Source organism: Tersicoccus sp. Bi-70 (genome assembly GCF_001968825.1).
GTDB lineage: Bacteria > Actinomycetota > Actinomycetes > Actinomycetales > Micrococcaceae > Tersicoccus.
Map to the genome: position 1 here is coordinate 102,434 of NZ_MIEU01000002.1, position 23,364 is coordinate 125,797.

At 73.0% G+C, this 23,364-nt stretch carries 20 protein-coding genes; 15 read left to right on the forward strand and 5 right to left on the reverse strand.

What is annotated here, in order from left to right:
- Window positions 1–36: 36 nt before the first annotated feature.
- The 6 genes from murI (at window position 37) to BGP79_RS00675 (ending at window position 7,335) form a co-directional block, all read left to right on the forward strand.
- A complete protein-coding gene (murI, locus tag BGP79_RS00650) occupies window positions 37–1,077 on the forward strand; it encodes a glutamate racemase (protein ID WP_083701433.1) in 1,041 nt (346 codons plus the stop codon).
- A gap of 2 nt (window positions 1,078–1,079) precedes the next feature.
- Window positions 1,080–1,895 carry an MBL fold metallo-hydrolase gene (locus BGP79_RS00655; RefSeq protein WP_076692768.1) on the forward strand — a complete coding sequence of 272 codons (816 nt, stop codon included), beginning with the start codon at window positions 1,080–1,082 and terminating at the stop codon, window positions 1,893–1,895.
- A 183-nt stretch (window positions 1,896–2,078) separates the two neighbouring features.
- Entirely contained in the window at window positions 2,079–4,217 is a 2,139-nt protein-coding gene (locus tag BGP79_RS00660) for an HNH endonuclease signature motif containing protein (RefSeq protein WP_083701434.1), read from the forward strand.
- Window positions 4,218–4,459: 242 nt separating this feature from the next.
- On the forward strand, window positions 4,460–5,830 hold the full coding sequence (locus BGP79_RS00665; RefSeq protein WP_198928398.1) for a cation:dicarboxylate symporter family transporter: 1,371 nt from the start codon (window positions 4,460–4,462) through the stop codon (window positions 5,828–5,830).
- Window positions 5,831–5,896: 66 nt separating this feature from the next.
- Complete coding sequence (locus tag BGP79_RS00670; RefSeq protein WP_076692770.1) at window positions 5,897–6,445, forward strand: carboxymuconolactone decarboxylase family protein; 549 nt, start codon at window positions 5,897–5,899, stop codon at window positions 6,443–6,445.
- Window positions 6,442–7,335 (forward strand): amidohydrolase, encoded by an 894-nt coding sequence (locus tag BGP79_RS00675; protein ID WP_076692771.1) that lies wholly within the window; start codon window positions 6,442–6,444, stop codon window positions 7,333–7,335. The genes BGP79_RS00670 and BGP79_RS00675 overlap by 4 nt, the downstream gene beginning before the upstream one ends.
- Here the strand turns inward: BGP79_RS00675 and BGP79_RS00680 are convergent.
- Entirely contained in the window at window positions 7,325–8,104 is a 780-nt protein-coding gene (locus BGP79_RS00680; protein WP_076692772.1) for an IclR family transcriptional regulator C-terminal domain-containing protein, read from the reverse strand. The two genes, BGP79_RS00675 and BGP79_RS00680, sit on opposite strands and share 11 nt — an antisense overlap.
- 125 nt (window positions 8,105–8,229) lie before the next feature.
- Here BGP79_RS00680 and BGP79_RS00685 point away from each other — a divergent pair, with 125 nt between their 5' ends.
- From BGP79_RS00685 to rdgB, 4 genes are read left to right on the forward strand one after another with little or no spacing between them, the layout of a single operon-like run.
- Entirely contained in the window at window positions 8,230–8,853 is a 624-nt protein-coding gene (locus BGP79_RS00685) for a hypothetical protein (RefSeq protein ID WP_076692773.1), read from the forward strand.
- A 32-nt stretch (window positions 8,854–8,885) separates the two neighbouring features.
- Window positions 8,886–9,686 carry an SDR family NAD(P)-dependent oxidoreductase gene (locus tag BGP79_RS00690; protein ID WP_076692774.1) on the forward strand — a complete coding sequence of 267 codons (801 nt, stop codon included), beginning with the start codon at window positions 8,886–8,888 and terminating at the stop codon, window positions 9,684–9,686.
- Window positions 9,687–9,742: 56 nt separating this feature from the next.
- Window positions 9,743–10,531: a ribonuclease PH gene (gene rph, locus BGP79_RS00695; protein ID WP_076692775.1), complete on the forward strand. Its 789-nt coding sequence runs from the start codon at window positions 9,743–9,745 to the stop codon at window positions 10,529–10,531.
- Window positions 10,528–11,193: an RdgB/HAM1 family non-canonical purine NTP pyrophosphatase gene (gene rdgB / locus BGP79_RS00700; RefSeq protein WP_076692776.1), complete on the forward strand. Its 666-nt coding sequence runs from the start codon at window positions 10,528–10,530 to the stop codon at window positions 11,191–11,193. The genes rph and rdgB overlap by 4 nt, the downstream gene beginning before the upstream one ends.
- Window positions 11,194–11,226: 33 nt before the next feature.
- Here the strand turns inward: rdgB and BGP79_RS00705 are convergent, their stop codons facing one another.
- Window positions 11,227–11,934, reverse strand: a complete 708-nt coding sequence (locus BGP79_RS00705) for a DedA family protein (RefSeq protein WP_076692777.1) — start codon at window positions 11,932–11,934, stop codon at window positions 11,227–11,229.
- Between the two features lie 178 nt (window positions 11,935–12,112).
- Between BGP79_RS00705 and BGP79_RS00710 the strand changes: the two genes are divergently transcribed.
- Window positions 12,113–12,850: a 3'-5' exonuclease gene (locus BGP79_RS00710; protein ID WP_076692778.1), complete on the forward strand. Its 738-nt coding sequence runs from the start codon at window positions 12,113–12,115 to the stop codon at window positions 12,848–12,850.
- Window positions 12,851–12,930: 80 nt separating this feature from the next.
- Here BGP79_RS00710 and BGP79_RS00715 read toward each other — a convergent pair whose 3' ends face one another.
- Window positions 12,931–14,097 carry an ADP-ribosylglycohydrolase family protein gene (locus tag BGP79_RS00715; protein ID WP_233120994.1) on the reverse strand — a complete coding sequence of 389 codons (1,167 nt, stop codon included), beginning with the start codon at window positions 14,095–14,097 and terminating at the stop codon, window positions 12,931–12,933.
- Between the two features lie 86 nt (window positions 14,098–14,183).
- Between BGP79_RS00715 and BGP79_RS00720 the strand changes: the two genes are divergently transcribed.
- The 3 genes from BGP79_RS00720 (at window position 14,184) to BGP79_RS00730 (ending at window position 19,934) form a co-directional block, all read left to right on the forward strand.
- The gene (locus BGP79_RS00720; RefSeq protein WP_083701436.1) at window positions 14,184–15,434 is read left to right on the forward strand and encodes an MIP/aquaporin family protein; all 1,251 of its coding nucleotides are present in this window, start codon (window positions 14,184–14,186) and stop codon (window positions 15,432–15,434) included.
- 100 nt (window positions 15,435–15,534) lie between these two features.
- Window positions 15,535–16,770 (forward strand): exonuclease SbcCD subunit D, encoded by a 1,236-nt coding sequence (locus BGP79_RS00725; RefSeq protein ID WP_076692780.1) that lies wholly within the window; start codon window positions 15,535–15,537, stop codon window positions 16,768–16,770.
- Entirely contained in the window at window positions 16,767–19,934 is a 3,168-nt protein-coding gene (locus BGP79_RS00730; protein WP_076692781.1) for an AAA family ATPase, read from the forward strand. The genes BGP79_RS00725 and BGP79_RS00730 overlap by 4 nt, the downstream gene beginning before the upstream one ends.
- 98 nt (window positions 19,935–20,032) lie before the next feature.
- Here BGP79_RS00730 and BGP79_RS00735 read toward each other — a convergent pair whose 3' ends face one another.
- Together BGP79_RS00735 and BGP79_RS00740 are read right to left on the reverse strand one after the other, a co-directional pair.
- On the reverse strand, window positions 20,033–20,785 hold the full coding sequence (locus BGP79_RS00735; RefSeq protein WP_076692782.1) for an IclR family transcriptional regulator: 753 nt from the start codon (window positions 20,783–20,785) through the stop codon (window positions 20,033–20,035).
- A gap of 64 nt (window positions 20,786–20,849) precedes the next feature.
- On the reverse strand, window positions 20,850–21,548 hold the full coding sequence (locus BGP79_RS00740; RefSeq protein ID WP_233120995.1) for a phosphoribosyltransferase: 699 nt from the start codon (window positions 21,546–21,548) through the stop codon (window positions 20,850–20,852).
- Window positions 21,549–21,776: 228 nt separating this feature from the next.
- Between BGP79_RS00740 and BGP79_RS00745 the strand changes: the two genes are divergently transcribed.
- The gene (locus BGP79_RS00745) at window positions 21,777–23,180 is read left to right on the forward strand and encodes an MFS transporter (protein WP_076692783.1); all 1,404 of its coding nucleotides are present in this window, start codon (window positions 21,777–21,779) and stop codon (window positions 23,178–23,180) included.
- Window positions 23,181–23,364: the final 184 nt, after the last annotated feature.

Consider the following 23,364-nt stretch of genomic DNA (forward strand, 5'->3'; position numbering starts at 1 on the left):
TCTGGCGGCGCTCAGGGAACGGCTAGTCTTCCTTCAATGAAACGTGCCGTCCCCAGCTCGACGTCGAGCGACGACGTCGACCCGGCGCGCGCCCGCAGCTTCGCCCCGATCGGGATCTTCGACTCCGGTGTCGGCGGCCTGACGGTGGCCCGCTCCGTCATCGACCAGCTGCCGCACGAGTCGATCCTCTACGTGGGTGACACCGCCCGCGCCCCGTACGGCCCGCTCCCGATCGCGGAGGTCCGCGCCAACGCCCTCGGCGTGATGGACGAGCTGGTGGACGCCGGCGTCAAGCTCCTGGTCATCGCCTGCAACTCGGCCTCGGCCGCGGTGCTGCGGGACGCGCGGGAGCGCTACACCGCCGCGTACGGCATCCCCGTCATCGAGGTCATCCAGCCCGCGGTCCGCCGCGCGGTGGCCTCCACCCGCAACGGCCGGATCGGCGTCATCGGCACGGCCGCGACCGTCGGCTCCCGGGCCTACGAGGACACCTTCGCGGCCGCGCCGCACCTGCAGATCACCTCGGCGTCCTGCCCCGCGTTCGTCGACTACGTGGAGGCGGGCATCACCAGCGGGCCGGAACTGCTCGAGACGGCGGGGAAGTACCTCGCGTCGCTCAAGGACGCCGACGTGGACACGCTCGTGCTCGGCTGCACCCACTACCCGCTGCTGACCGGCGTCATCTCCTACCAGATGGGCGACGGGGTCACCCTCGTCTCCAGCGCCGAGGAGACGGCCAAGGACGTCTACCGGGCCCTGATCGACCACGATCTGGCCCGCCCCGCCGGGGGGCCGGCGCCGCAGCACCAGTTCCTCGCCACCGGGGACCCTGCCCAGTTCGAGTCCCTCGCCCGCCGCTTCCTCGGGCCCGAGGTGCGCGACGTCGAGCACGCCGACCACGTCGCGGCCCGCTATCCCACCGGCACCCTCGCCCGGATCACCCCCGAGATGCTCGCCGCCGCGCGGGAGTCGGTGGCCAGCCGGGCCGCGATGACCGTGCCGACGCGCGTCGCCGCCCGCTCGACCGACCAGATCATCCACCGCACCCGGCTCGGGTCCGGCGGGGGAGTCGCGTGAGCATGCGCGTCACCATCGTCGGCTGCGCCGGCTCCTTCCCGCGCCCGGACTCCCCGGCGTCGTGCTACCTGCTGTCCGCGGAGGACGCCGACGGACGCACCTGGAACGTGGCCATGGACCTGGGCAGCGGGTCCCTCGGGGCCCTGCAGTCCTACATCGACCTGGACCAGCTGGACGCCGTGATCATCTCCCACGCCCACGCGGACCACTACCTCGACATGGTGGGGCTGCACGTGGCGCTGCGCTGGAATCCGGCGGGCTGGAGCGGGCACCCGGTGCCCGTGTACGCCGCCGGCATGCTGGCCGACCGGCTCGCGATGGTGGCGGAGCTGCCGCCGGACCCGGGCATGCACGCGGAGTTCGCGTTCCACACCTGGGCCGCCATGAGGACGGAGCGGATCGGGCCGTTCACGGTCACGCCCTATCCGGTGGACCACCCGGTCGAGGAGGCGTACGCGCTGCGGATCACCGGACCCGGCGACGACGGCGCGGAGGCCGTGCTCGCGTACTCCGGCGACACCGACGCGTGCCCGGCGCTGGACGAGGCCGCGAGGGCCGCCTGTTTCTACCTGTGCGAGGCGGCCTACCACGAGGGCCGGGACGACGCCGTGCGTGGGGTGCACCTGACCGGACTGCGGGCGGGGGAGTCGGCGCGCTCGGCCGGTGCCCGGGTCCTGGCGCTGACCCACCTGCCGGTGTGGAACGACCCGGTGCGCAGCCGCGCTGAGGCGCGCGAGGTGTTCACCGGCCAGGTCGAGACCGTGGCCGCCGGGGACGTCTTCGTGCTGCGCGGCGACGGCCGCGTCGACCGGGGGTAGGTTCCCGGGGCGGGTTGTGTCGGGCGCTCTGTGGGCGTCGTGCCGCGCCGGGTGCTCGTCGCTGATCCTCCGAGTCGCTGGCGCGACCTCTCTGTTTCCCCGTGATGACTGCCGGACCGCTGACTGATCCTGCTGCCGGACCGCGGCGACAGTTCTGTCGGTGGCGGCTGGTGGAGTGGGGTCATGGAAGCCCGTTCGGGTTCAGTGACTCCCCGCCGGCCGGTCTCGACGCCGGCGGGCGGTGGGCTGGTGCCGCAGGCGGCGATGCGCGATGCCGGCGTGGCGGTGGCGGATGCGCGCGGTGGTGCCGTCGAAGTGCCGTCGTCCTTGCCGCCTGGCTCGATCGATCAGTCCGTGCCGGGGGCACCGGAGGTGAACATCAGTTCTGTCGGTGGTGGCTGGTTGAGTGAGGTCATGGAAGCACGCACTGCTTCGACGACCCGCCCTCCGGCGTCACCGCCGGTCGGCGATACCGCCTTGCCGGGACTGGACGAAGTTGCGCTGATGACCGCCACTGTGGTCGAGCAGCCGACGGGCGATGTCCTGCCGGCCGGCGAGGTCGCGGGCCGAGTGGCGCGGATCGTCGACGAGGTCTCCAGTCTCGAGACCGGGGTGGCGGCACTGGAGGACCTGCGGCGGTTGGAGGCCTGGTTGGTGTGGGCGAAGCACCGGCTCGCGGCGCAGACGGCTCGCCTGGCCGCCGAGGAGCAGGCGCGCTGGGTGGAGCTCCATCCGATCGGGTTCGATGACGAGGTCGACGCGTTGCCGGGTGGACGGGGGCTGTCGCGGGTGGAGCGTCTGGGCGTGGGCGAGCGGGCCGGCGTCGCGGAGGTGGCGTGCGCCCTGCGCACCAGCGAAGTTGAGGTCCATGGTCTGCTGCGGCGGGCCGAGCGACTGACCGATCTCCTGCCGGCGACGTCGGCGGCACTGGCCCAGGGAGCCGTCACGGCATCCGCTGCCGACACGATCCTGGACGCGACGGCCGAGTACGCCGATGCCCTGACCACAACCGGTGTCGACCGGCCGGATGCGGATGCCTGGGCGGTCGCGATCGCCAACACGGAGCGGTGTCTGCTCGAGGCGGCCGTTCGGGGTCGCGCTCCCGCGCAGCTGCGGCGGCGGGCTCGTCAGCTCCGTGATCGCCTGCACCCCCGGTCGTTCCGTGAGCGGGAGGGAACCGCACGATCGGATCGGTATGTGCGGATCAGCCCGGACCGGGATGGGATGGCCCGGTTGAGCGCGCTGCTGCCCGCGGCAGTGGCCTGGCGGATCGACGGCAGGCTCTCGTCCCTGGCTCGAGCGCTGCAGGAGTCCGTCCCTTCGGTCGACAAGGTGGACGATGCCGCTGCGGTCATGGCCGGGACTGCGGTCGATGAAGGCCCGACGATCGGGCAGCTCCGGGCCGACGTGCTGGCCGACCTGTTGACCGGCATCGCTGCTCATCCGTGCACTGCTCTCGACTGTGATGGTGCTGGCGGGACTGCTGCCGGGACTGGCGGGACTGGCGGCTCTGCCGGGACTGGCGGCGTCGGCCGCGTGGCGCGCGGTGACGGTGCCCTCGATGGCGGCAGAGCTCCCGACGGTGACCGTGCGGCGGTGTTGTCCGCGACCGGTGGGGGCGTGCCCCGGTACTCCGGTGACGAGGGGCCAATGCCGCGGGTGTTGCTGACGGTGCCGGCGGCGACGCTGCTCGGTGGGGACGAGCCGGGCGAACTGGGGGATTTCGGGCTGATCCCGGCTGCTGATGCCCGGGCGTTGGCCGTCCGTGCGGGATCGTTTCTGCTCGGCGTCACGGCCGGGACGGCGGCCGGGGGGACCGGCTGCCCGTGCCAGGGCGACGGATCCGGGGTCGACGTCGGGCAGGTCGTGCCGGTGCTGGTGACGACGGGTCGCCTGTATCGGATCCCGGCGGCGGTGCGGCGGGCGCTGCAGGTCCGCGACGGCACCTGCCGGTTCCCGGGTTGCCGACGCAACGCGGCGGGCTGCGACCTCGACCACGTGACGGCCTGGGCCGACGGCGGCACCAGCGAGCCGTCCAATCTGGCGCACCTGTGCCGGAAGCACCATGTCCTCAAACACCACGCGGGGTGGACCGTCACCAGCGACCCACCACCGATACCGCCACCTGCAACACCGCCACCGGCAACGCCGCCACCAGCGACGTCGACACGGAGCGACGAGGTCGATGACGACGGCCGGGCAGTCAGGCGCCGGGATCAGGTCACCCGCGTGCCTGCGCATGGAACGACGAGCGTGTTGACCTGGACCTCTCCGACCGGTCGACGCTACGTCACCGAACCGGACGACCCGCCACCCTTCTGAGCACCGAAGCAACCGTGCCGAGGTGACAGCAGTGTTGCGGGTACCCGCGCAAGCGAGTCCTGGTGATCCCGGCTCCCGCGGTTCGGTGCTGCTACCCCGGCGTCGACGGCGTGCAGCCGTCTCGCGAAGCCGTTCGACCGGTCCGAGCGGTTGACAGCCACCGTGACGCACGCAACAATCGTACGTCAGTCATACACACGTACGACAGACGGACATCTAGATTCATAACGGAGTGGATCTCAATGAGAAGTCTTCTGAAATCGGCGTTCGGGCCGCGCCTCTACATCACGGTGGCGGTGGCCATCGTCCTCGGTGCGATCGTCGGATTCGTCTTCCCCTCATTCGGAGCCTCCCTCGCCCCGGTCGGCACCGGCTTCATCCAGCTGATCCAGATGCTGATCGCCCCGGTGGTGTTCTGCACCATCGTCACGGGCATCGCCGGCGCCGGGAAGCTGACCTCGGTGGGACGGATCGGAGTGAAGGCCCTCGTCTACTTCGAGCTGATGACCACCATCGCCCTGGCGATCGGCCTCGTCGTCATGAACCTCCTCAAGCCGGGGGCCGGGATCCACGCGAACGCCAACGAGCTCAAGCTCAACGACACGGCGCAGGGTTACGTGAGCACCGGCCAGCACCAGAACTGGTACGACTTCATCCTCAACATCATCCCGAAGAGCTTCGTCGGGGCCTTCACCGACGGCAACGTGCTGCAGGTCCTGCTCATCGCGGTGCTCTTCGCCGTCGCGGTCAAGATGCTGGGAGCCCGGGGGGACGCGATCGTCTCCGCGGTCGGCCGGGTCAATGACGCCATCTTCGGCATCATCAAGCTGATCATGTATCTGGCCCCGATCGGCGCGTTCGGCGCGATGGCCTACACCACGGGCAAGTTCGGCGTCGCGACGCTGGTCAGTCTGGGCTCCATCGTGGTCCTCTTCTGGGTCATCGGCATCCTGTTCTGCCTCCTCGTCTTCGGCGCCGTCGCCCGGATCTGCGGCCTGCGGGTGCTCGCGGTGTACCGGTACTTCAAGGACGAGATCCTCATCACCCTCGGGACCTCGAACTACGAGGCGGTCATGCCCCAGCTGATGCGCAAGCTCGAGGGCGCCGGCTGCCCCAAGCCGATCGTGGGCCTCGTGGTGCCCTCCGGCTACGCCTTCAACGGCGACGGGGTGTGCCTGTACCTCGGCTTCGCCTCCCTCTACATCGCCCAGGCCTTCGACATCGACCTGAGCATCTGGCAGCAGATCGCCCTGCTGGCCGTCTTCATGCTCACCTCGAAGGGCAGCGCCGGGGTGGCCGGTGCCGGCTTCGTCATCCTCGCCGCGACCCTCTCGTCCACCGGGACCGTGCCGGTGGTCGGCATCATGCTGATCCTCGGCGTCGACCGCTTCCTCTCCACCATGCGAGGACTGGTCAGCCTGTCCGGTCAGATGATGGGCAGCCTCGTCGTCAGTGTCTGGGAGCGCCAGCTCGACCGGCCCCGCGCCCTGCGGATCATGCGCGGCCTCGAGGCTCCCCTCGTGCAGACGGCCGAGCCGACCGGGAGCACCGCCACGGCCGAGGGCGCTCCGTCGCGTGGCGGAGACGCTGCTCCGGTCGTGACGGCCCCCTGATCACCCCTGACCGACACTGACCGACCCCCGACCGACCCGGGCCAACCCGAAACGAGAAATGCCGACATGCCCCGCCTCGCCTTCACCACCCCCACCGGGACCACCGCCGAGAAGATGCTGGAACGCCGCGGCGGCGTCCTCACCCCGCTGGACCGGCTGCTCGCCCACAACGACGGACTCGCCGCGGGCTGGAACGCCCTGCTCGGAGCGGTGCGTCAGGAGTTCTCGATCCCCGGAGACCTGCGCGAGCTGATCATCCTGCGGGTGGCCGTGCTGAACGGCGCCGGCTACGAGTGGGCGGCTCACGTCGACCTGGCGCGCCGGTACGGCGTCCGGGAGTCGGTGATCGAGTCGATCGCCCGGGAGGGTACGGTCCTCACGCACGACGCCCGGTACGACGCCGTCCTGGCGTACACGGACGCCATGACCCGGGCGGTGACGGTCACCGACCACACCTTCGACCAGCTCCGCAGCCTCTTCTCCGAGGCGGAGATCGTCGAGCTCACGGCCACGGTCGCCTCGTACAACATGGTGTCCCGATTCCTGGTCGCCCTCGGGGTCACCGCCGCGGACCGTGAACCCGTGCAGGCGCGCCAGGACCGAGGCACACCATGACCCACACCCTCGAGGTCACCACGCCCGGTCCCGACCGCCATCCGCACCCGCCCCGCGTCGTGCTGCCGCCGAACGCGTGCGACGCCCACGTGCACATCTTCGGCCCCCACGAACGGTTCCCCTACGCGCCGGACCGGAGCTTCACCCCGGAGGACGTGCCCCTGGAGGACCTCGAGGCGCTCCACCGGTTCCTCGGTTTCGAGCGTGCCGTCCTGGTCCAGTCGGCGTGCCACGGCTCCGACCACCGGGCCGTCCTGGACGCGCTCGAGCGCGGGGAAGGCCGGTACCGCGGGGTGGCGCTGGTCGGGCCCGAGACGAGCGCGGCGGACGTCGAACGCTGGCACGACGCCGGCATGCGCGGGGCCCGGGTCCACTTCGCCCCGCACCTGGGGACGCCTCCCACCCAGGCGGAGATCGCGCGGATCGTCGACCTGATCGGCCCGTACGGGTGGCACCTCGCGATCCACGTGATGGGGTCCTCCATCCTCGACGTCGCCGACCGCGTCGCGGACATCCCCCTGCGGATCGTCATCGACCACCTGGGGCGCTTCGACATCTCCGCCGGCCGCCCCCAGCCGGAGCGGGACGTCCTCACGGCCCTGTTGACCGAGCACGACGACCTGTGGGTCAAGCTCAGCGGCGCCGACCGGATCGCGACCCGCCCGCCGCGGCTGGACGACGCCGTCGCCCTCGCCCGCGAGCTGTTCACCACGCGACCGGACCGGTGCGTCTGGGGGACGGACTTCCCGCACCCGAACACCCACGGGTTCATGCCCAACGACGGCGACCTGGTGACCACGCTGCTCGACGTCGCCCCCACCCCGGAGGAACGCGAGCTCCTCCTGGTGCGCAATCCCGCGGTGTGCTTCGACTTCGGGCCTAGTGCATGACGGTGACGGCGCCGATCTCCTCCGAGATGGTCCGCGCGGTCTCGACCAGGGCCGGCACGTATGCGGAGACGAGCTTCTCGTGCGACACGCGGGCGGCGTTGGCCGAGACGTTGATCGCGGCCACGACGTGGCCACCCCGGGCGAGGACGGGAGCGGATGCCGACCGGATGCCTTCCTCGCGCTCCCCGTCCGCGGTCGCGTATCCCTGTTCCCGGACCTCCGCCAGAACGCGGCGCAACGTGTCGGGGTCCGTCACGGTGCTCGGCGTCAGCGGGACCAGCTCGACCTCGCTCAGGTACCGATCCAGCTCGGCGGGGGCCAGATGAGCGAGCAGCACCTTGCCCAGCGACGTCGCATAGGCGGGCAGGCGCGACCCGGTGTTCAGCGTCGTCACCATGCTCCGGTTGCCGGGCACCCGGGTGAGGTAGACGATCTCGTTCCCGTCCAGGGTGGCCATCGAACAGGACTCGTTCAGCTCGGACGCGAGCTTGCGCATGTGGGGCTGGGCGGTCTCCCAGTAGGGGAGCGCCGAGAGGTAGGCGAAACCGAGGCGCATCACCTTCGGGGTGAGGGTGAAGCGGTTGCCGTCGGCGTCGGCGAAGCCGAGATCGACCATCGTCAGCAGGATGCGGCGCGCGGTCGGGCGTGTCAGCGCGGACAGCTCCGCGGCTTCACTGATGGTGAGGGAGGGGTGCTCGTGGGAGAAGACCTGCAGCAGGCGGAACGCCTTCTCGACCGAATCGATGACGTCCGGATTCTCGCGAGACACTGCCGCTCCCTCTCACCTGCGCACCGGCACGCCGCTCGTCCTCGGGCACAGACGGCCAGTCTAGCCACCGACCCCGCCCACCCCACCGACACCATCGGCCCCACCGACCCCGAGAGGACCTGACCGTGGACCACGATCTCCTGCTCGTCTACTCCGAGCCCGGTCAGGTACCGGTCGAGGAGTTCCACGACTGGTACGACCACGAACACGTGCCCCTGCGGATGCAGTTCCCCCAGTTCCGCACCGGCTACCGGTTCCGGGCGGCCGACGGGCGTGCTCCCGGCTGGCTCGCGACCTACGACGTCGAGCCCGGCTTCCTCGACACCGACGCCTACACGGCGCTGCGGGCCCATCGGAGCGAGCGAGAACAGCACGTGGTGCAGCGGCTGGCCACGCTCGATCGCCGCCGCTACTCGCTCGTCCACGAGGCCGGCCGACTCGACGGCGAGCCCCGCTACCAGGTCCTCGTGGGGCTGACCTCGCCCGACGAGGAGGGCCTGCGCACGTGGTACGAGGAGGAACACATTCCGCTGCTGATCGCGATCGAGGGCTGGGACCGGGTGCGCCAGTTCCGGCTCCAGGACGGTCCCGGCGAGACGCTGCTGACCGTCCACGACATCGCGCACCCCTCCCTGTGCGAGACCGCGAAGTGGAAGCACGCCACGTCGACCCCGTGGCGTGCCCGGGTGATGGCCTCCGTGACCGCGTCCTCGCGCCGGGTGTTCGCCTTCCACCACGCCGGTCGCTGACCCGGCCACCCGCACGATCCAGGAGTGAACCCATGACAGCCCGTCTGCAGGACAAGGTGGCCCTCGTCGTCGGGGCCGGCAGCGTCGGTCCCGGGTGGGGCAACGGTCGCGCGTGCGCCGCGGTCTTCGCCGCCGAGGGAGCCCGCGTGTTCGCGGCCGACATCAGCGCGGAGGCCCTCGACCCGACCCTGCAGCTCGTCCGGGCGGCGGGGGACACCGTGGAGGGCCATCTCGCCGACGTCACCGACAGCGCCTCGGTGGAGCAGCTCGTGACCGCCTGTCTGGACCGTTTCGGGGCGATCGACGTCCTCGTCAACGTCGTGGGCGGCTCCCGCCGCGGGGGCGCCGCCGAGCTGACGGAGGAGGAGTGGGCGCGCCAGCTCGATCTCAACCTCACCAGCGTCTACCGGACCTGCCACGCCGTGATCCCGTCCATGATCGAGAACGGCGGCGGCGCCATCGTCAACATCGCCTCGACGTCCGGGACCCGGTGGACGGGGTCCGCGCAGGTCGCGTACGCGTCGTCCAAGGCCGGGGTGATCTCCTTCTCCCGCGTCACGGCCGTCCAGTACGCGCCGGACCGCATCCGGGTCAACACCGTGGTGCCCGGCCAGCTGCACACCCCCATGGTGGAGGCCCGGCTCGCGGGCCAGCGCAGCGGTGGCGACGTCGAGGCGCTGATCGCCCAGCGGCGATCCCGCGTGCCCCTGCCGTACGAGGGCGACGGCCGGGACACCGCCCACGCGGCGCTCTTCCTCGCCTCCGACGAGGCACGCTTCGTCACCGGCACCGAGATCGTCGTCGACGGCGGGATGACGGCCCGCTGCGACTGACCCGTGCCGCATCCGTCGGGCCGACCGCCCCACCGTCGAACCCCTAGGCTGGAACCATGACTGACGCCTCCACCACCGCCCCGTCCGCCGCGACCCCGTCCTCCGCGATCGCGCCCGTGGTCCGGGCCGACGGACGCGCACCGGACGAGCTGCGGCCGATCAGCATCACCCGCGGCTGGTCCGTTCAGGCGGAGGGGTCGGCGCTCATCGAGTTCGGCAACACCCGGGTCCTGTGCACCGCCTCCCTGACCGCGGGCGTGCCCCGCTGGCTCAAGGGCGAGGGCCGCGGCTGGGCCACCGCCGAGTACGCGATGCTGCCCCGCGCCACGAACACCCGATCCGACCGCGAGTCGGTCAAGGGCCGCATCGGCGGCCGCACCCACGAGATCTCCCGGCTGATCGGCCGCTCCCTGCGCTCGATCATCGACCTGAAGGAACTCGGCGAGAACACCATCGTGCTCGACTGCGACGTCCTGCAGGCCGACGGCGGTACCCGCACCGCCGCCATCACCGGCGCCTACGTCGCCCTCGCCGACGCGGTGACCTGGGCGCGCACGCAGAAGCTGATCAAGCCCACCGCGAAGCCGCTGAAGGACACCGTCTCGGCCGTGAGCGTCGGCATCATCGACGGCGTCCCCATGCTGGACCTGCCCTACGTCGAGGACGTGCGCGCCGAGACCGACATGAACGTCGTCGTCACCGGCTCCGGGCAGTTCGTCGAGGTGCAGGGCACCGCCGAGGGCGCGCCGTTCAACCGCTCCGAGCTCGACGCCCTGCTCGATCTCGCCCTCGCCGGCACCAGCGAGCTCGCCGCCATCCAGCGCTCCACCCTGGGCGAGGCGTGAGCGCACCCGCGGCAGGACCCCGGCTCGTCCTCGCCACCCACAACCGGGGCAAGCTGGTCGAGCTCCGGGAGATGCTCCGGGGAACGGGTCTGCCCGGTGGCCGCACGCTCGACGTCGACACCGAGGTGATCGACGCCGGGACCGCCGGCGCCCCCGACGTGCGGGAGACCGGCGTGACCTTCGCCGAGAACGCCCTGCTCAAGGCCCACGCGGTCGCCGCGGCCACGGGGCTGCCCGCGATCGCCGACGACTCCGGCCTGGCCGTCGACGTGCTCGGCGGTGCCCCCGGCATCTTCTCCGCCCGCTGGGCCGGACGGCACGGCGACGACGAGGCGAACCTGCGCCTGCTGCTCGCCCAGCTGGGCGACATCGACGTCGACGAGCACCGCGGGGCCGCCTTCATCTGTGCGGCCGCGCTGGTGGTGCCGGGTCCGGCGGGGGAGGGCGTCGAGCCCGTCGTCGTGCACGGTGAACTGCGGGGCACGCTGTTGAGGCAGCCTCGGGGCGAGCACGGCTTCGGGTACGACCCGATCCTGCGCCCTGACGGCCACGACCGCAGCTGCGCCGAACTGGAGCCCGCCGAGAAGAACGCGATCAGCCACCGCGGGCAGGCGATGCGGGCGCTCGTCCCGCACGTCGTCAGCGCGCTCGGGCGCGGCTAGCGGGCGGAACCGAGCCGACTGACCGGAGAGCGGTCAGTCGATGCGGTCGGTCTCGCTCCGCGGGCCGGTCTGCCGGCTGGTCCGCCGGGCCTTGAGCAGTTCGACGGCGATCGGGATCACCGAGATCGCCACGATGACGATGAAGATGATGTCGATGTTCCGGCCCACCCAGTCGAACTGACCCAGCCAGAACCCGAGCAGCGTCACGCCGACGCCCCACAGCAGCGCCCCGACCACGTTGTAGGTGATGAACGTCCGGTAGGGCATCCGCGCCACCCCGGCGATCACCGGGACGAAGGTGCGCACGATCGGCACGAAGCGCGCAAGGATGACGGCGCGCCCGCCGAACCGCTCGAAGAACTCGTGGGCACGGTCGACGTACTCCTGGCGGAACAATCGCGACTCGGGCCGGCGGAAGACGGCCGGCCCCGCCCGGTGCCCGATGTAGTAGCCCAGCTGGTCCCCGGCGAACGCGGCGACGAAGACGCACAGCCCCAGCACGCCGATGGGCACCTGGATGGTCCCGGTCGCGGTCAACAGGCCCGCCGTGAACAGCAGCGAGTCGCCCGGCAGGAAGAAGCCGACCAGCAGCCCCGTCTCGGCGAAGACGAACGCGCACACCAGCAGCACGATCCACGGCGCCAGGGCCGGGTCGCGCAGGAACACGTTGGGGTCGAGCCAGTCCGGCAGGATGCCGGCGACGACGGGGGTCGCGGCGAGGGAGGAGGGCAGCGGGATCACCGCTCAAGGGTACGGGGTCGACCCTGTGGCGGGGCTGAGCCGGGGCCGTGCCGGACCGACGATCGACGCGGCGGGGTTGCGACGGCGCTGCGTCCGGAGCGTCTCCGGAATGGCGTGCGGCATGGTGTCCCCGGCATGGTGTCCGCGAGCGGGCCGGCGTCGGCGGTAGCGTGGCGGGGTGGGAATCGCGTTCACGGCCATCGACTTCGAGACCGCCAACGGCCACCGCGGCTCCCCGTGTGCCGTCGGTCTCGTCAAGGTCCGCGACGGACGCGTGGTCGAGGAGACCTCCTGGCTGATGCGTCCCCCGCCCGGCGTCGACCACTTCGAGCCGGCCAATATCGCGATCCACGGCATCACCGCCGCCGACGTCGCCCGGGCGGAGAAGACCGCGCATGCCCTGGAGCGGATCGAGCGCTTCGTGGACGGTGACCTGATGGTCGCCCACAACGCCGCCTTCGATCTCGGGGTCTTCACCGAGGCCGCCCGCGCCTGCGGGGTCACGGTCGCCCCGACCCGCTCCGCCTGCACCGTACGCCTGGCCCGGCGCACCTACCGGTTGCCGTCCTACTCGCTGCCCTTCGTCGCCGCCGAGGCCGGGGTGCCCCTGCTGCAGCACCACGACCCGCTCGAGGACGCCCGCGCGTGCGCCGGGATCATGATCGACGTCGCCCGCCGGCACGTGGTCGAGGATCTCGCGACGCTGTTCGCCCGACTCGACCTGCCGGTCACCGCCTGGGGCCCGGGCTCGGCGACGGACCCGACGCGACCCCGCCAGCTCGCCCTGTTCGACGTCGTCGACGGGCGGTTCCGCCGGCACGACGCCGACGACTGGCCGTCTTCGCGGGACGACGTGTGGCCCGCCCGCGGCCGGGACGCGGTCGCCGTCGGCGAGGGTCTGCGCCTGACCGGCTGAGGGCCGGCCGAGCTGTTCCTGCCGCTGGTCGAGCGGTTCCCGCCGCTGGTCGGGCTGTCCCCGACGAGCGGGCGGCGTCGTCAGCGGGCGCCGCCCACGGCGGCGAGGAACTCGTCGATCTCGCGCTCGACCACGTCCCGCTCCACGAGAGCCTCCACCCACGCCGGGTCCAGCGCGGTCGTGCCGTACAACGCGCCGACGATGTTGCCGGCGATCGCCGCGGTCGAGTCGCTGTCCCCGTCGTGATTGGCGGCCCGCACGAGGGCGCGCCGCAGGTGGGTGGCGGGATCGTCGTCGGCGTCCACGAGCGCGCAGTACACGGCGATGGCCAGCGCCTCCTCCGCGACCCAGCCGCCGCCGAACCGCTGCGCCAACCGAGGCGGGTCCAGGGCGGAGTCGGGGCCGTGGTCGGCGCGGTCCGCCTCGGCCTCCTCGACCGCCCGCCGCAGCGCCGCGAGGGTCTCGGCCGCGCCGTCGCCGGCCTCGGCCAGCGTCGCGACGGTCGCCGCCACCGCGTCCTCCAGGCTCGCGCCGCGGATGATGCGGGCGACGATGCCGGCCAGCGCGCCGGCCGCGGCGGCCGCGGTGGGGTGCCCGTGGGTCAGGGCGGACCCACGGGCGGCGAGGCGCACCATGTCCTCGACCGGCACGTGCGGAACGAGGCCGAAGGGAGCGGAACGCATCACCGTCCCGCAGCCCTTGGAATCCGGGTTGACCGGCCGCTCGACGGTGCCCATCCGGCCGCTGCCGAGACCGGAGAGGCACGCGTTGCCCGCGGCCCGGCGGTGCCGCATCGACGGGTCGGACTCCAGCCAGGTGGCCGGCGGCTGCGGGGCGTCGCCGGGCAGCAGCTCGCCCTGGGTGCGATACCAGCGCAGGTAGGCCAGCCACAGGCACGCCAGCTCGTCCGCGGCGGAACCCTCGTTGGCCCACCGCAGCGCCTCGGCGAGGGCCTCGAGGGTGAACAGGGTCATCTGCGTGTCGTCGGAGATGACCGGGCGATCGAGACCGGCGGGATCCGTCACGCCCGCCTCGCCCCAGCGGGCGACGATCGCGGACCAGGAGTCGAACTCGACGGCATAGCCGAGAGCGTCACCGAGGGCGCCGGCGAGGACGCTGCCGCGCACGCGGTCGGCGTGCTCGGGCCGACTGCCGGGGTCGTCCGGGCCGGTGGCGGGGCCGGTGGTGCTGGTGGTCTGGGACGTGGTGTGAAGATCCCCACCCGGGGACGGCATCGAAGCGGACACACGGAAACGATAGTCTCGACGGGCAATCGCGTGATCGCCGGCGCGACGACGCCGGTTCCGCGACCGACGATGAAATCGAGGACTGCATGGCTGCCGATCCTGGCCGCACCCCCCTGCCCGACGACCGCACCACCGCGGCGAACGCCGCGAGAACAGGCGCCGCGAGGACAGGCGCCGTGAGGACAGGCGCCGTGAGGACCGACGCCGCGGAGACGGGCGACGTGGCCGTGGACGATGCCGCGTCCGACGGCGGGCGACGCCCCGCGTCGTTCAGCGCGGCCGGCGTGGGCGATCTCGCCTCCCCGGTGCCCGTCGCCGCGACCAAGGAGGGCTTCGGCGTCGAGGACCTCGAGCGGAGCGCCGGGCCGTGGGCCCGCGCGGGCGCCGAGGCCATCGGCACCTTCCTGTTGATCTTCGGCGGCCTCGGTGCCGTGCTCGCCGGGCTGCTCGTGTCCACCGGCGGCGTCCCCGGTCCGGTGGCGATCGGCCTGGCCATGGTCGCGGGCGTCCTGGCCTTCGGGCACATCAGCGGGGGCCACTTCAACCCCGCACTGACCCTCGGGGCGGCCATCGCCGGCCGCACCCGCTGGGTGCACACGCCGTTCTACCTGCTGGGCCAGCTGGTCGGCGGCTTTACCGCGGCGGGTCTGCTGTACCTGGTGCTGCACGGCCACCCGCAGCTCGGCGGCACGCTGCCGAACGTGTTCTCCGCCCTGTCCAACGGCTACGACAGCCACTCGCCGACGCAGTTCCCGCTCACCAGCGTGCTGCTCGTGGAGGCCATCGGCACCGCGCTCTTCGTGGCCGTCGTCCTCGGCGCCACCGCGCGCCGGGCGAACAATCTGCTGGCCGCGCTCGCCGCGGGCTTCGGGCTGGCCGTCGTCCTGGCCGTCACCGGCCCGATCTCCAACGGCGCGATCAACCCCATCCGCTCGACCGTCGCCGCGGTCTTCGCCGAGGGCTGGGCCGTGCAGCAGCTGTGGGTCTTCTGGGCCGCCCCGCTGCTCGGTGGCCTGCTCGCCGGGCTCGTCTTCCGCAGCTTCCTGCCGGTCGCCCCGCGGGGAGCCGTCGCGTCCGACGACGACGAGGTCACCGACGGCCCGGTCGACCGCGCCGCCGACCGCGCCGACCGGGCCGAGCCGGCGACGGTGACGGTGCGCCGCGACGCCCCGACCACCCCGGCCCCGGCCGCGTCGGGTGATCCGGACGCGTCGGGTGCGCACGCTCCGGCCGGGTCCGAGGGCCGGCACGCCGCCTCCACCACGGATGATGCCTCGATTGCCGCGCCCGATCACGAGGTGCGCGACTTCTTCGACCGCCGGGACGAGGAGCGCTGACGCCGCTCGCCACCCGTCCGATGCCCCGCCGCGGCCCGCAGTTCCGGGGATCGCGGCGGGGCATCGTGGTTCTGTCGGTGGCCGGATCTAGCGTGGAAGCATGAAGATCCTCCACACGTCGGACTGGCACCTGGGCCGGTCCTTCCACGGTGTCGGGATGCTGGCGGACCAGCGGCGCTTCATCGACCAGCTGGTCGAGACCGTGCAGCGCGAGGACGTCCGGGCAGTCCTCATCAGCGGGGACGTGTACGACCGGGCGCTGCCCTCCGTCGAGGTCGTCCAGCTCTTCTCCGACGCCCTGGACCGGCTCACCGCCGCGGGGGCCGAGGTCGTGCTCTCCTCGGGCAATCACGACTCGCCGATCCGCCTCGGCTTCGCCGACCGGGTCCTGGCCCGTGGCGGGGTGCACGTGCGCACCGGGCTGCACGCCCTGACGGACCCGGTGCGGCTGAGCGATCCCGACGGCACGGACGTCGCCGTCTACGCGGTGCCCTATCTGGAGCCCCGGCTCGTCGCGGAACGGCTGGGCGTCGAGCGTCCCGGGCACCCCGCCGTCATGACCGCCGCGCTGCGGATCGTCCGCAAGCACCTCGCCGGCCTCGAGCCCGCGGTCGGGGGCGAGTCCGGCCCGGACGAGGCGACGTCGGAGGAGGACGGGGCGCTGTTCCCGGCTGCCACCACCTCCCGGGTTCGATCGATCCTGATGGCCCACGCCTTCGTCGCGGGCGCCGAGGAGTCCGACAGCGAGCGGGAGTTCGCCAGCGGCGGCCTGGGCCAGATCCCGATCCCGGTGTTCGACGGCTTCGACTACGTCGCCCTCGGTCACCTGCACGGCCGGCAGCGGCTCCGCGAGAACGTGCGCTACAGCGGCTCGCCCCTGCCCTATTCCTTCTCCGAGGCCCGGCAGGCCAAGGGCGGCTGGCTGCTCGACGTCGGCCCGGACGGCCTGCGCGGGGTGGATCCGGTGACGGTCGAGACCGCCCGCCCGCTCGCCATCCTCCGCGGCACCCTGGAGGACCTGCTGGTGGACCCCGCGCACGCGGGCGCCGAGGGCGCCTGGTGCCAGGTCACGCTCACGGACGCCGAGCGCCCCCGGATGGCGATGGACCGGCTGCGCGAACGCTTCCCGCACACCCTCGTGCTGCAGTTCGACCCGCAGGGCGCCGCACCGCGCGAGCGCTCCACGTACAGCTCCCGGGTGGCCGGCGCTGCCGACGACCTCGAGGTCAGTGCCGGGTTCCTCGACCACGTGCGCTCCCGGCCGCCGTCGGAGGCCGAACGCGTGGCCCTGGCCGCGGCCCTGGACGCCACCTCGCTCGCGGAGGCGGCCCGATGAGGATCCACGCGCTCGACGTCGAGGCCTTCGGCCCGTTCGCGGCCGCCCAGCACATCGACATGGACGCCCTGTCCGAACAAGGCCTCTTCCTGCTCAACGGGCCGACCGGCGCCGGCAAGACCAGCGTGCTCGACGCCATCTGCTTCGCCCTCTACGGGTCGGTGCCCGGCGAACGGCAGAACGCGCGCAACCTGCGCAGTGACCACGCCGCCCCCGACGCCGCCCCGACCGTCGCCCTCGACTTCACCGCCGGTGGCCGGCGCCTCCGGGTCACCCGATCGCCCGCCTGGGAGCGACCCGCCCGGCGGGGAGCGGCCCGGATGGTGCCCGAGAACGCGAAGGTCAGCCTCGAGGCCCACGAGGACGGCGTCTGGACCGCCCGCAGCACCCGCGCCGACGAGGTGGGCGCCGAGATCCTCGACACCATCGGCATGTCGAAGGACCAGTTCACCCGGGTCGTCATGCTCCCGCAGGGCGAGTTCGCCCGTTTCCTGCAGGCCCGTCCGTCCGAGCGCGAGGACCTGCTGGAGAAGCTGTTCGGCACGGACCGCTACGGCCGTCTCGAACAGCGTCTCGTGCAGGACGCGGCCGACGCCGAGGCGCGCGTGGGCGAGGACGAGACCCGGCTCGACCTGCTCGTCCGGCAGGGCTGGGACCTGTGGACGGACCTGCCGCTGCCGCTGCCGACGGGTGCCGCCGGCCGTGAGAGCGATCCGCAGGCCGACCTCGACGACGAGGATCCCGACGAGACGAGCGTGCGCACGGAGCCGTCGGGTGACGCGCAGTCGGCCGGCGCGCAGGTGAACGACGACCGGACGGCTGACGACCGGACGCTGACCGATCTGCGCGACGCGGTCCACGCCTCCCGCGCCACCGCGGGCGATGCCCTCGTCCACCGCCGGCGCGAACTCGCCGACGCGGAACGTGCCGGTGCGGAGGCGACCGAACGCTTCGACCGGCACCGCCGGCTCGCCGACGCGCGACGGGACCGTGCCGCGGTGGAGGCCGAGAGGGACGCCGCCGCAGAGCGCCGGGCCCGGCTCGACGCCCATCACCGCGCCACCGCCGTCAGCGGGCAGCTCACCGCGCTCGACCGCGCCCAGCGCCAGCTGGTCGCCGCCGGGCGGGCCGAGGCCGAGGCCGCCCGGACCGCGCGCGCGTCCGACGACGTCCCGGCGGTGGGGGAGGACCGCATCGAGACGCCCGACCTGCTGGACCGCGTCGAGGCCGCGCTGACGGCCGCACGCTCCGACGCCGCGGTCCTCGAGGCCCGGCTGCCGCTGGAGGAGGATCTGGTCGCCGTCCAGGCCACCGGCCGCACCCTCGCCGCGGACGCGGACCGGCTGCGCGCGGAGGCCGCCGAGCAGGAGCGCGCCGCCGTCGGCGCCGAGGCGCGGCTCGCGGACCTCTCCACGCGGCTCGAGGCCACGCGCGCGCTCGCCGTGCAGCACGAGGCGCGCACCGCCGCCGTCGACCGGGCCGCCGCCGTGCTGGATGCGGCCACCCGTCTGGCCGCCGAGCGTGGCGCGGGCGAGGTCGCGGAACGGGACGCCCTCACGGCGCGGTCGGCGGCGCAGGACGCCCGGCAGGCGTGGCTGGAGATCGTCGAACGCCGCCTCGACCACGCCGCCGCCGAGCTGGCGGGCCGGCTCGCCGACGGGGAGCAGTGCCCGGTGTGCGGATCGCTCGACCATCCGGAGCCGGCCGGCTCGGAGGACGCCGACGTGCCCACCGAGGCGGACCAGCAGGCCGCCCGGGACCGATTCGACGCGGCGGAAGCTGCCGCCGGGCGGGCGCAGACGGCGGCCGCCGCCCATGCTCGCCGCATCGCCGGGCTCGAGGCGGTGGCCGACGGAGCCGACGTCGCGGCGGCGACCGGCATCCACCAGGCGGCGCGCGCCGCCGCCGTGGAGGCCACCGCCGCGCGGGACGCGGCGGAGCGGCAGGACGCCGAGCTCGCGCGGGTGCGCTCCCAGGGGGAGGCAGCCCGCCGGGCCGCGCACAGCGCCCGGGAGCAGGTCGGTGCCGTCACGGCGCGACTGGAGGAGGCGTGGGCCCGCACCGAGCACCTCGACGCCCAGGTGGCGACGGCACGTGCCGGGTATCCGACGCTGGCCGACCGGCTGGTCGACCTGACCGCCCGCTGCGACCGCCTTGCCCGATGGCGCGACGCCCTGGCCGCACAGTGCACGGCCGACGAGGCCCGTGCCGACGCGGTCACCGCCCTCGAGGAGGCACTCCACCAGCACGGCCTGCCCACCGAGGACGCGGCACGCTCCGCCCTCCTCACCGACGCCGACGCCGAGGCGCTCCGGACGGCTATCGCCGCCCACCAGCGGCGCTCCGACCGGGCCGACGAGGCCTTCGGCAGCGCCCCCGTCATCGCGGCCCTCACCGAGGAGGCCGACGGGATCGTTCCGCCGTCACCGGAGGAGCTGGCCGGGACGCAGGCCGGCATCGCCGCCGCCCGCGACGCCGTCGCCGACGCCGAGGTGCGCCACCGGCTCCTGGATCGTGGCCACGAGCGGCTGTCGGTGCTCGTGGGCCAGGAGGCCGATCTGCTCGCTGCCGTCGGACCGGCCCGGGACCGGGCGCGCATGCTGCGGTCCCTGGCGGACACCACGCGGGGGCTCGGGGAGAACGCCTACCGGATGACCCTGACGTCCTACGTCCTCGCGGCGCGGCTCGAACAGGTGGCCGCCGCGGCGAGCGAGCGGCTGCTGACCATGAGCAGCGGGCGCTACACGCTCGACCACAGCGACGCGCGGGTCAAGGGCAACGCCAAGTCCGGGCTGTCGCTGGTCGTGCAGGACGGCTGGACCGGCATCAGCCGGGAGACCAGCACCCTCTCGGGCGGGGAGGCGTTCATGGCATCGCTGGCCCTGGCGCTCGGCCTGGCCGACGTCGTCCAGCAGGAGGCCGGCGGTCTGGAGATCGACACCCTGTTCGTCGACGAGGGCTTCGGCTCCCTCGACGAGGCTTCCCTGGACGACGTGATGGAGGCGCTCGAGGGTCTGCGGGACCGCGGCCGGGTGATCGGCGTGGTCAGTCACGTCGCCGATCTCAAGCACCGCATCCCCGTCCAGCTCGACGTGGTCAAGCAGCGCAACGGCTCCCGCGTGGCCGTCCGGGTCGCGGCCCGGAGCGAGGACGCGGTCGCCTGACGACGGCGCGGCTCCCGCCGGACCTGGGGTGGGGTCACCTGAATCGGCGCTGGATACCGGCGGCGCGGCTCCGTCACGGCCGCAGCGGCACCGGCGGGTCAGGCCAGGTGGGCCTCGATGCGGCCCGCGGCCTCGACCAGGCGGCGGCCGATCTGCGCGGTGTCGTCCCGCTCGCCGAGATAGAGCACCGCGAGGGCGGCCGGGGCCTGGCCGATGCGGTGGATCGGCGCCGCGATCGCCCCGACGTCGGGGATCACCTCGTCGTGGCTGACGGCGTAGCCCAGCTCCCGGGCGCGCAGGGCCTCGGGCCGGTACGGGGAGGTCGCATCGACCGTGTGCCACTGCTCCTCGCTGATGGCCGACTGGATCGCGATGCCCGGCGCGCCCACCGAGAAGGAGTGCCGGGTGCCGGGACGGATCGTGGCGCTGCGCGCGTTCGGCTCCACCGTCACCAGGGTCACGCAGTCGGCGTGATCCCACACGGCGACGAAGGCCGTCAGCCCGAGATCCGAGGAGAGCTCGGTGAGCACGGGCAGGCTCGCCGACTGCAGCGACCGCGCCACCGAGCGGGCCAGCGTCGCCAGTCCCGGGCCCGACATCAGCTTGCCGGCACCGTCCCGCACGACGAGCGAGTGCTCCTCCAGGGTGCGCAGGATCCGGTACGCGACGGACCGGTGGACGCCGAGCGCGGCGGACACCTCGGCGATGGACATCGGGGCGTCGGCGTCCGCGAGGATCTCGAGCATCGTGATGCCGCGCGAGAGCGTCTGGGCGTGCGAACCGCCGGCCGTCGACCGGCCCCCGGGTGGCGGTCCGGTGGTCGCTTCGTCCTCGTGCACGGGTGACGTCATCCGCTGCCTCTCCTCGTCGCGGTCCTGGTGGCGCTCGACGTGTTCGACTATAGAACGCGGCGCCTCACCCGCCGTCCCCGCGACCAGCGGCGAGCGCGGCGAGGACCTCCTCGTCGGTGCACTGCGGGAAGGCCCGGTAGTAGGCGCCGACCGCGTGGAAGTCGGGCGGGACGTGCAGGCACAGCACCGCGTCGGCCACGGTCCGCAGCCGGCGGACGGCGGAGGGGGAGCCGACGGGAGCGGCGACGACGACGCGCGACGCCCCGGCCGTCCGAGCCGCGTCGATCGCGGCGAGCATGGTGGCACCCGTCGCGATGCCGTCGTCGCACAGCACCACGGGTCGGCCCGCGACCGGCCGGACGGGCGCGAGGAAGAGGTCCTCCTGCCGGGCGAGCGCGACGCCCTCGCGGGCCACGATCTCCTCCAGCCGCCTCCCGGTGACACCGGTGCCGAGCATCCGGTCGACCAGTTCCGGGTCGGTCGAGCGGGATCGGTGCCCGGCGCACGAGGCGAGCGCGCCGAAGGCGACCTCGGTGTGCCCCGGGACCCCGAGTTTGCGGCTCGCCACCGCATCGGCCGGCCGCCCCAGGTCCGCCGCCGCCGCGACCGCGACGGGGACCCCGCCCCGGCACAGCCCGAGCAGGACGCCGTCGGGCTCGATCCCCGCCGGTTCCGCCGCCTCCACCAGCGCGGCGGCGAGGCGGTGGCCGGCGTCGGCCCGATCGGCCAGCTCGAATCCGGGCCGCCGGCGGAACGCCTCCACGGCACCAGTATCCGCTCCCGTCCGGCGGGGGGCGGGCGAGCGGGTGCGCGTCCCAGGTCGTGATCCGACACGACATCCGAGACGTTCAGTGTGGTCCGCGTCACGTTCGATGCGGTACGCTGGGCGGACTGACTGACCGTTCAGTCACTATCTCGCAGCATTCACCACGCACCACAGGGACGCCGTGGCATCACCGTCGATGCCGTGGCCGGGCACATCGGAGCAGTCATGACCACTGTCAACAGCAGCGCCCCGGCGCATCGCACCGGGGGCACCGCGGAGGAGCGGCGCGTCCTCGGGGCGACCCTCGTCGGCACCACGATCGAGTGGTACGACTTCTTCATCTACGCGCAGGCGACCGCGGTGGTGCTCACCCCGCTGTTCCTGGCCCCGCTGAACGCATCGAACCCGGCGCTGGCCCAGATCGTCGCCTTCGCCACGATCGGCATCTCGTTCCTCTTCCGGCCGCTGGGCGCGATCGTCGCCGGCCACCTGGGCGACAAGCTCGGCCGCAAGCAGATGCTCGTCTTCACCCTGTTCATGATGGGAGCGGCCACCGCCCTCATCGGCGTGCTGCCGACCTACAACCAGATCGGCGTCGCCGCCCCGATCCTGCTGATCCTGCTGCGCGTGCTGCAGGGCTTCTCCGCCGGTGGCGAGTGGGGTGGCGCGGCGCTGATGAGCGTCGAGCACGCCCCCGTCAACAAGCGCGGCCTGTTCGGCGCCTACCCGCAGATCGGCGTCCCGATCGGCATGATCCTGGCCACCGGCGTGCTGTGGATCCTCACCACCACGATGGGCCCGGCCTTCAACGAGTGGGGCTGGCGCCTGCCGTTCCTCTTCTCCATCGTGCTGATCGGCGTGGGCTACGTCGTGCGCCGCACGGTCGAGGAGAGCCCGGTGTTCCAGGAGATGGCGCTGCGGCGCAAGGAGTCCTCGGCTCCGCTCGGCCAGCTCTTCAAGCACCACACCAAGGAGGTCATCCTCACCGCGCTGATCTTCCTGGCGAACAACGCGGCCGGCTACCTGCTGATCGCCTTCTTCATCTCGTACGGCAGCTCCGTGCTGAAGCTCCCGCGCCCGGACCTGCTGCTGGTGACGACGCTCGGCGCCTTCGGCTGGCTCATCTTCACCTTCGTCGGCGGCGCTCTCTCCGACCGGCTCGGCCGGGTGCGCACCTTCCAGATCGGCTACGTCGGCCTCGTGATCTGGGCCGTGCCGATGTGGTACCTCATCGACAGCAAGAACCTGTTCCTGTTCTTCGTCGCCGTGTTCGTCCTGACCGTCTTCCTCGGCCTCTCCTACGGGCCGCAGGCCGCGCTGTACGCGGAGATGTTCCCGGCGAAGGTCCGCTACTCCGGCGTGTCGATCGGCTACGCGCTGGGCTCGATCCTCGGCGGTGCCTTCGCGCCGACCATCGCGCAGGCCCTGCTGGAGTCGTACAAGTCGACGATCCCGATCGGCGTCTATATCGCCGTCGCGGCCGTCATCTCGCTGATCGCGGTCTCGCTGGTCAAGGACCCGAAGGGCGTGGACCTGCACGTCAAGGAGGTGCACGAGGAGTACCTCGCCGAGCACCCGGAGATCCGGGAGGATCTCGGCGTCGCAGGGGAGCCCGACGCCGCCCGCTGACGCGGACACACTCGCTGCACCTCGCCACACCTCGCCGGCTCGTCACCCACCGGCCGCCCCCGGATCCGTTCCGGACGGCGCCCGGGGTGGCGGGCCGGCGTCGTTCCCCGGGCAGGACGGCACGGACGGCACGGGCGGGACCGGAGGAGGGGATAGCCTGTCGGTGGCGGGTCGAAACGAAGCC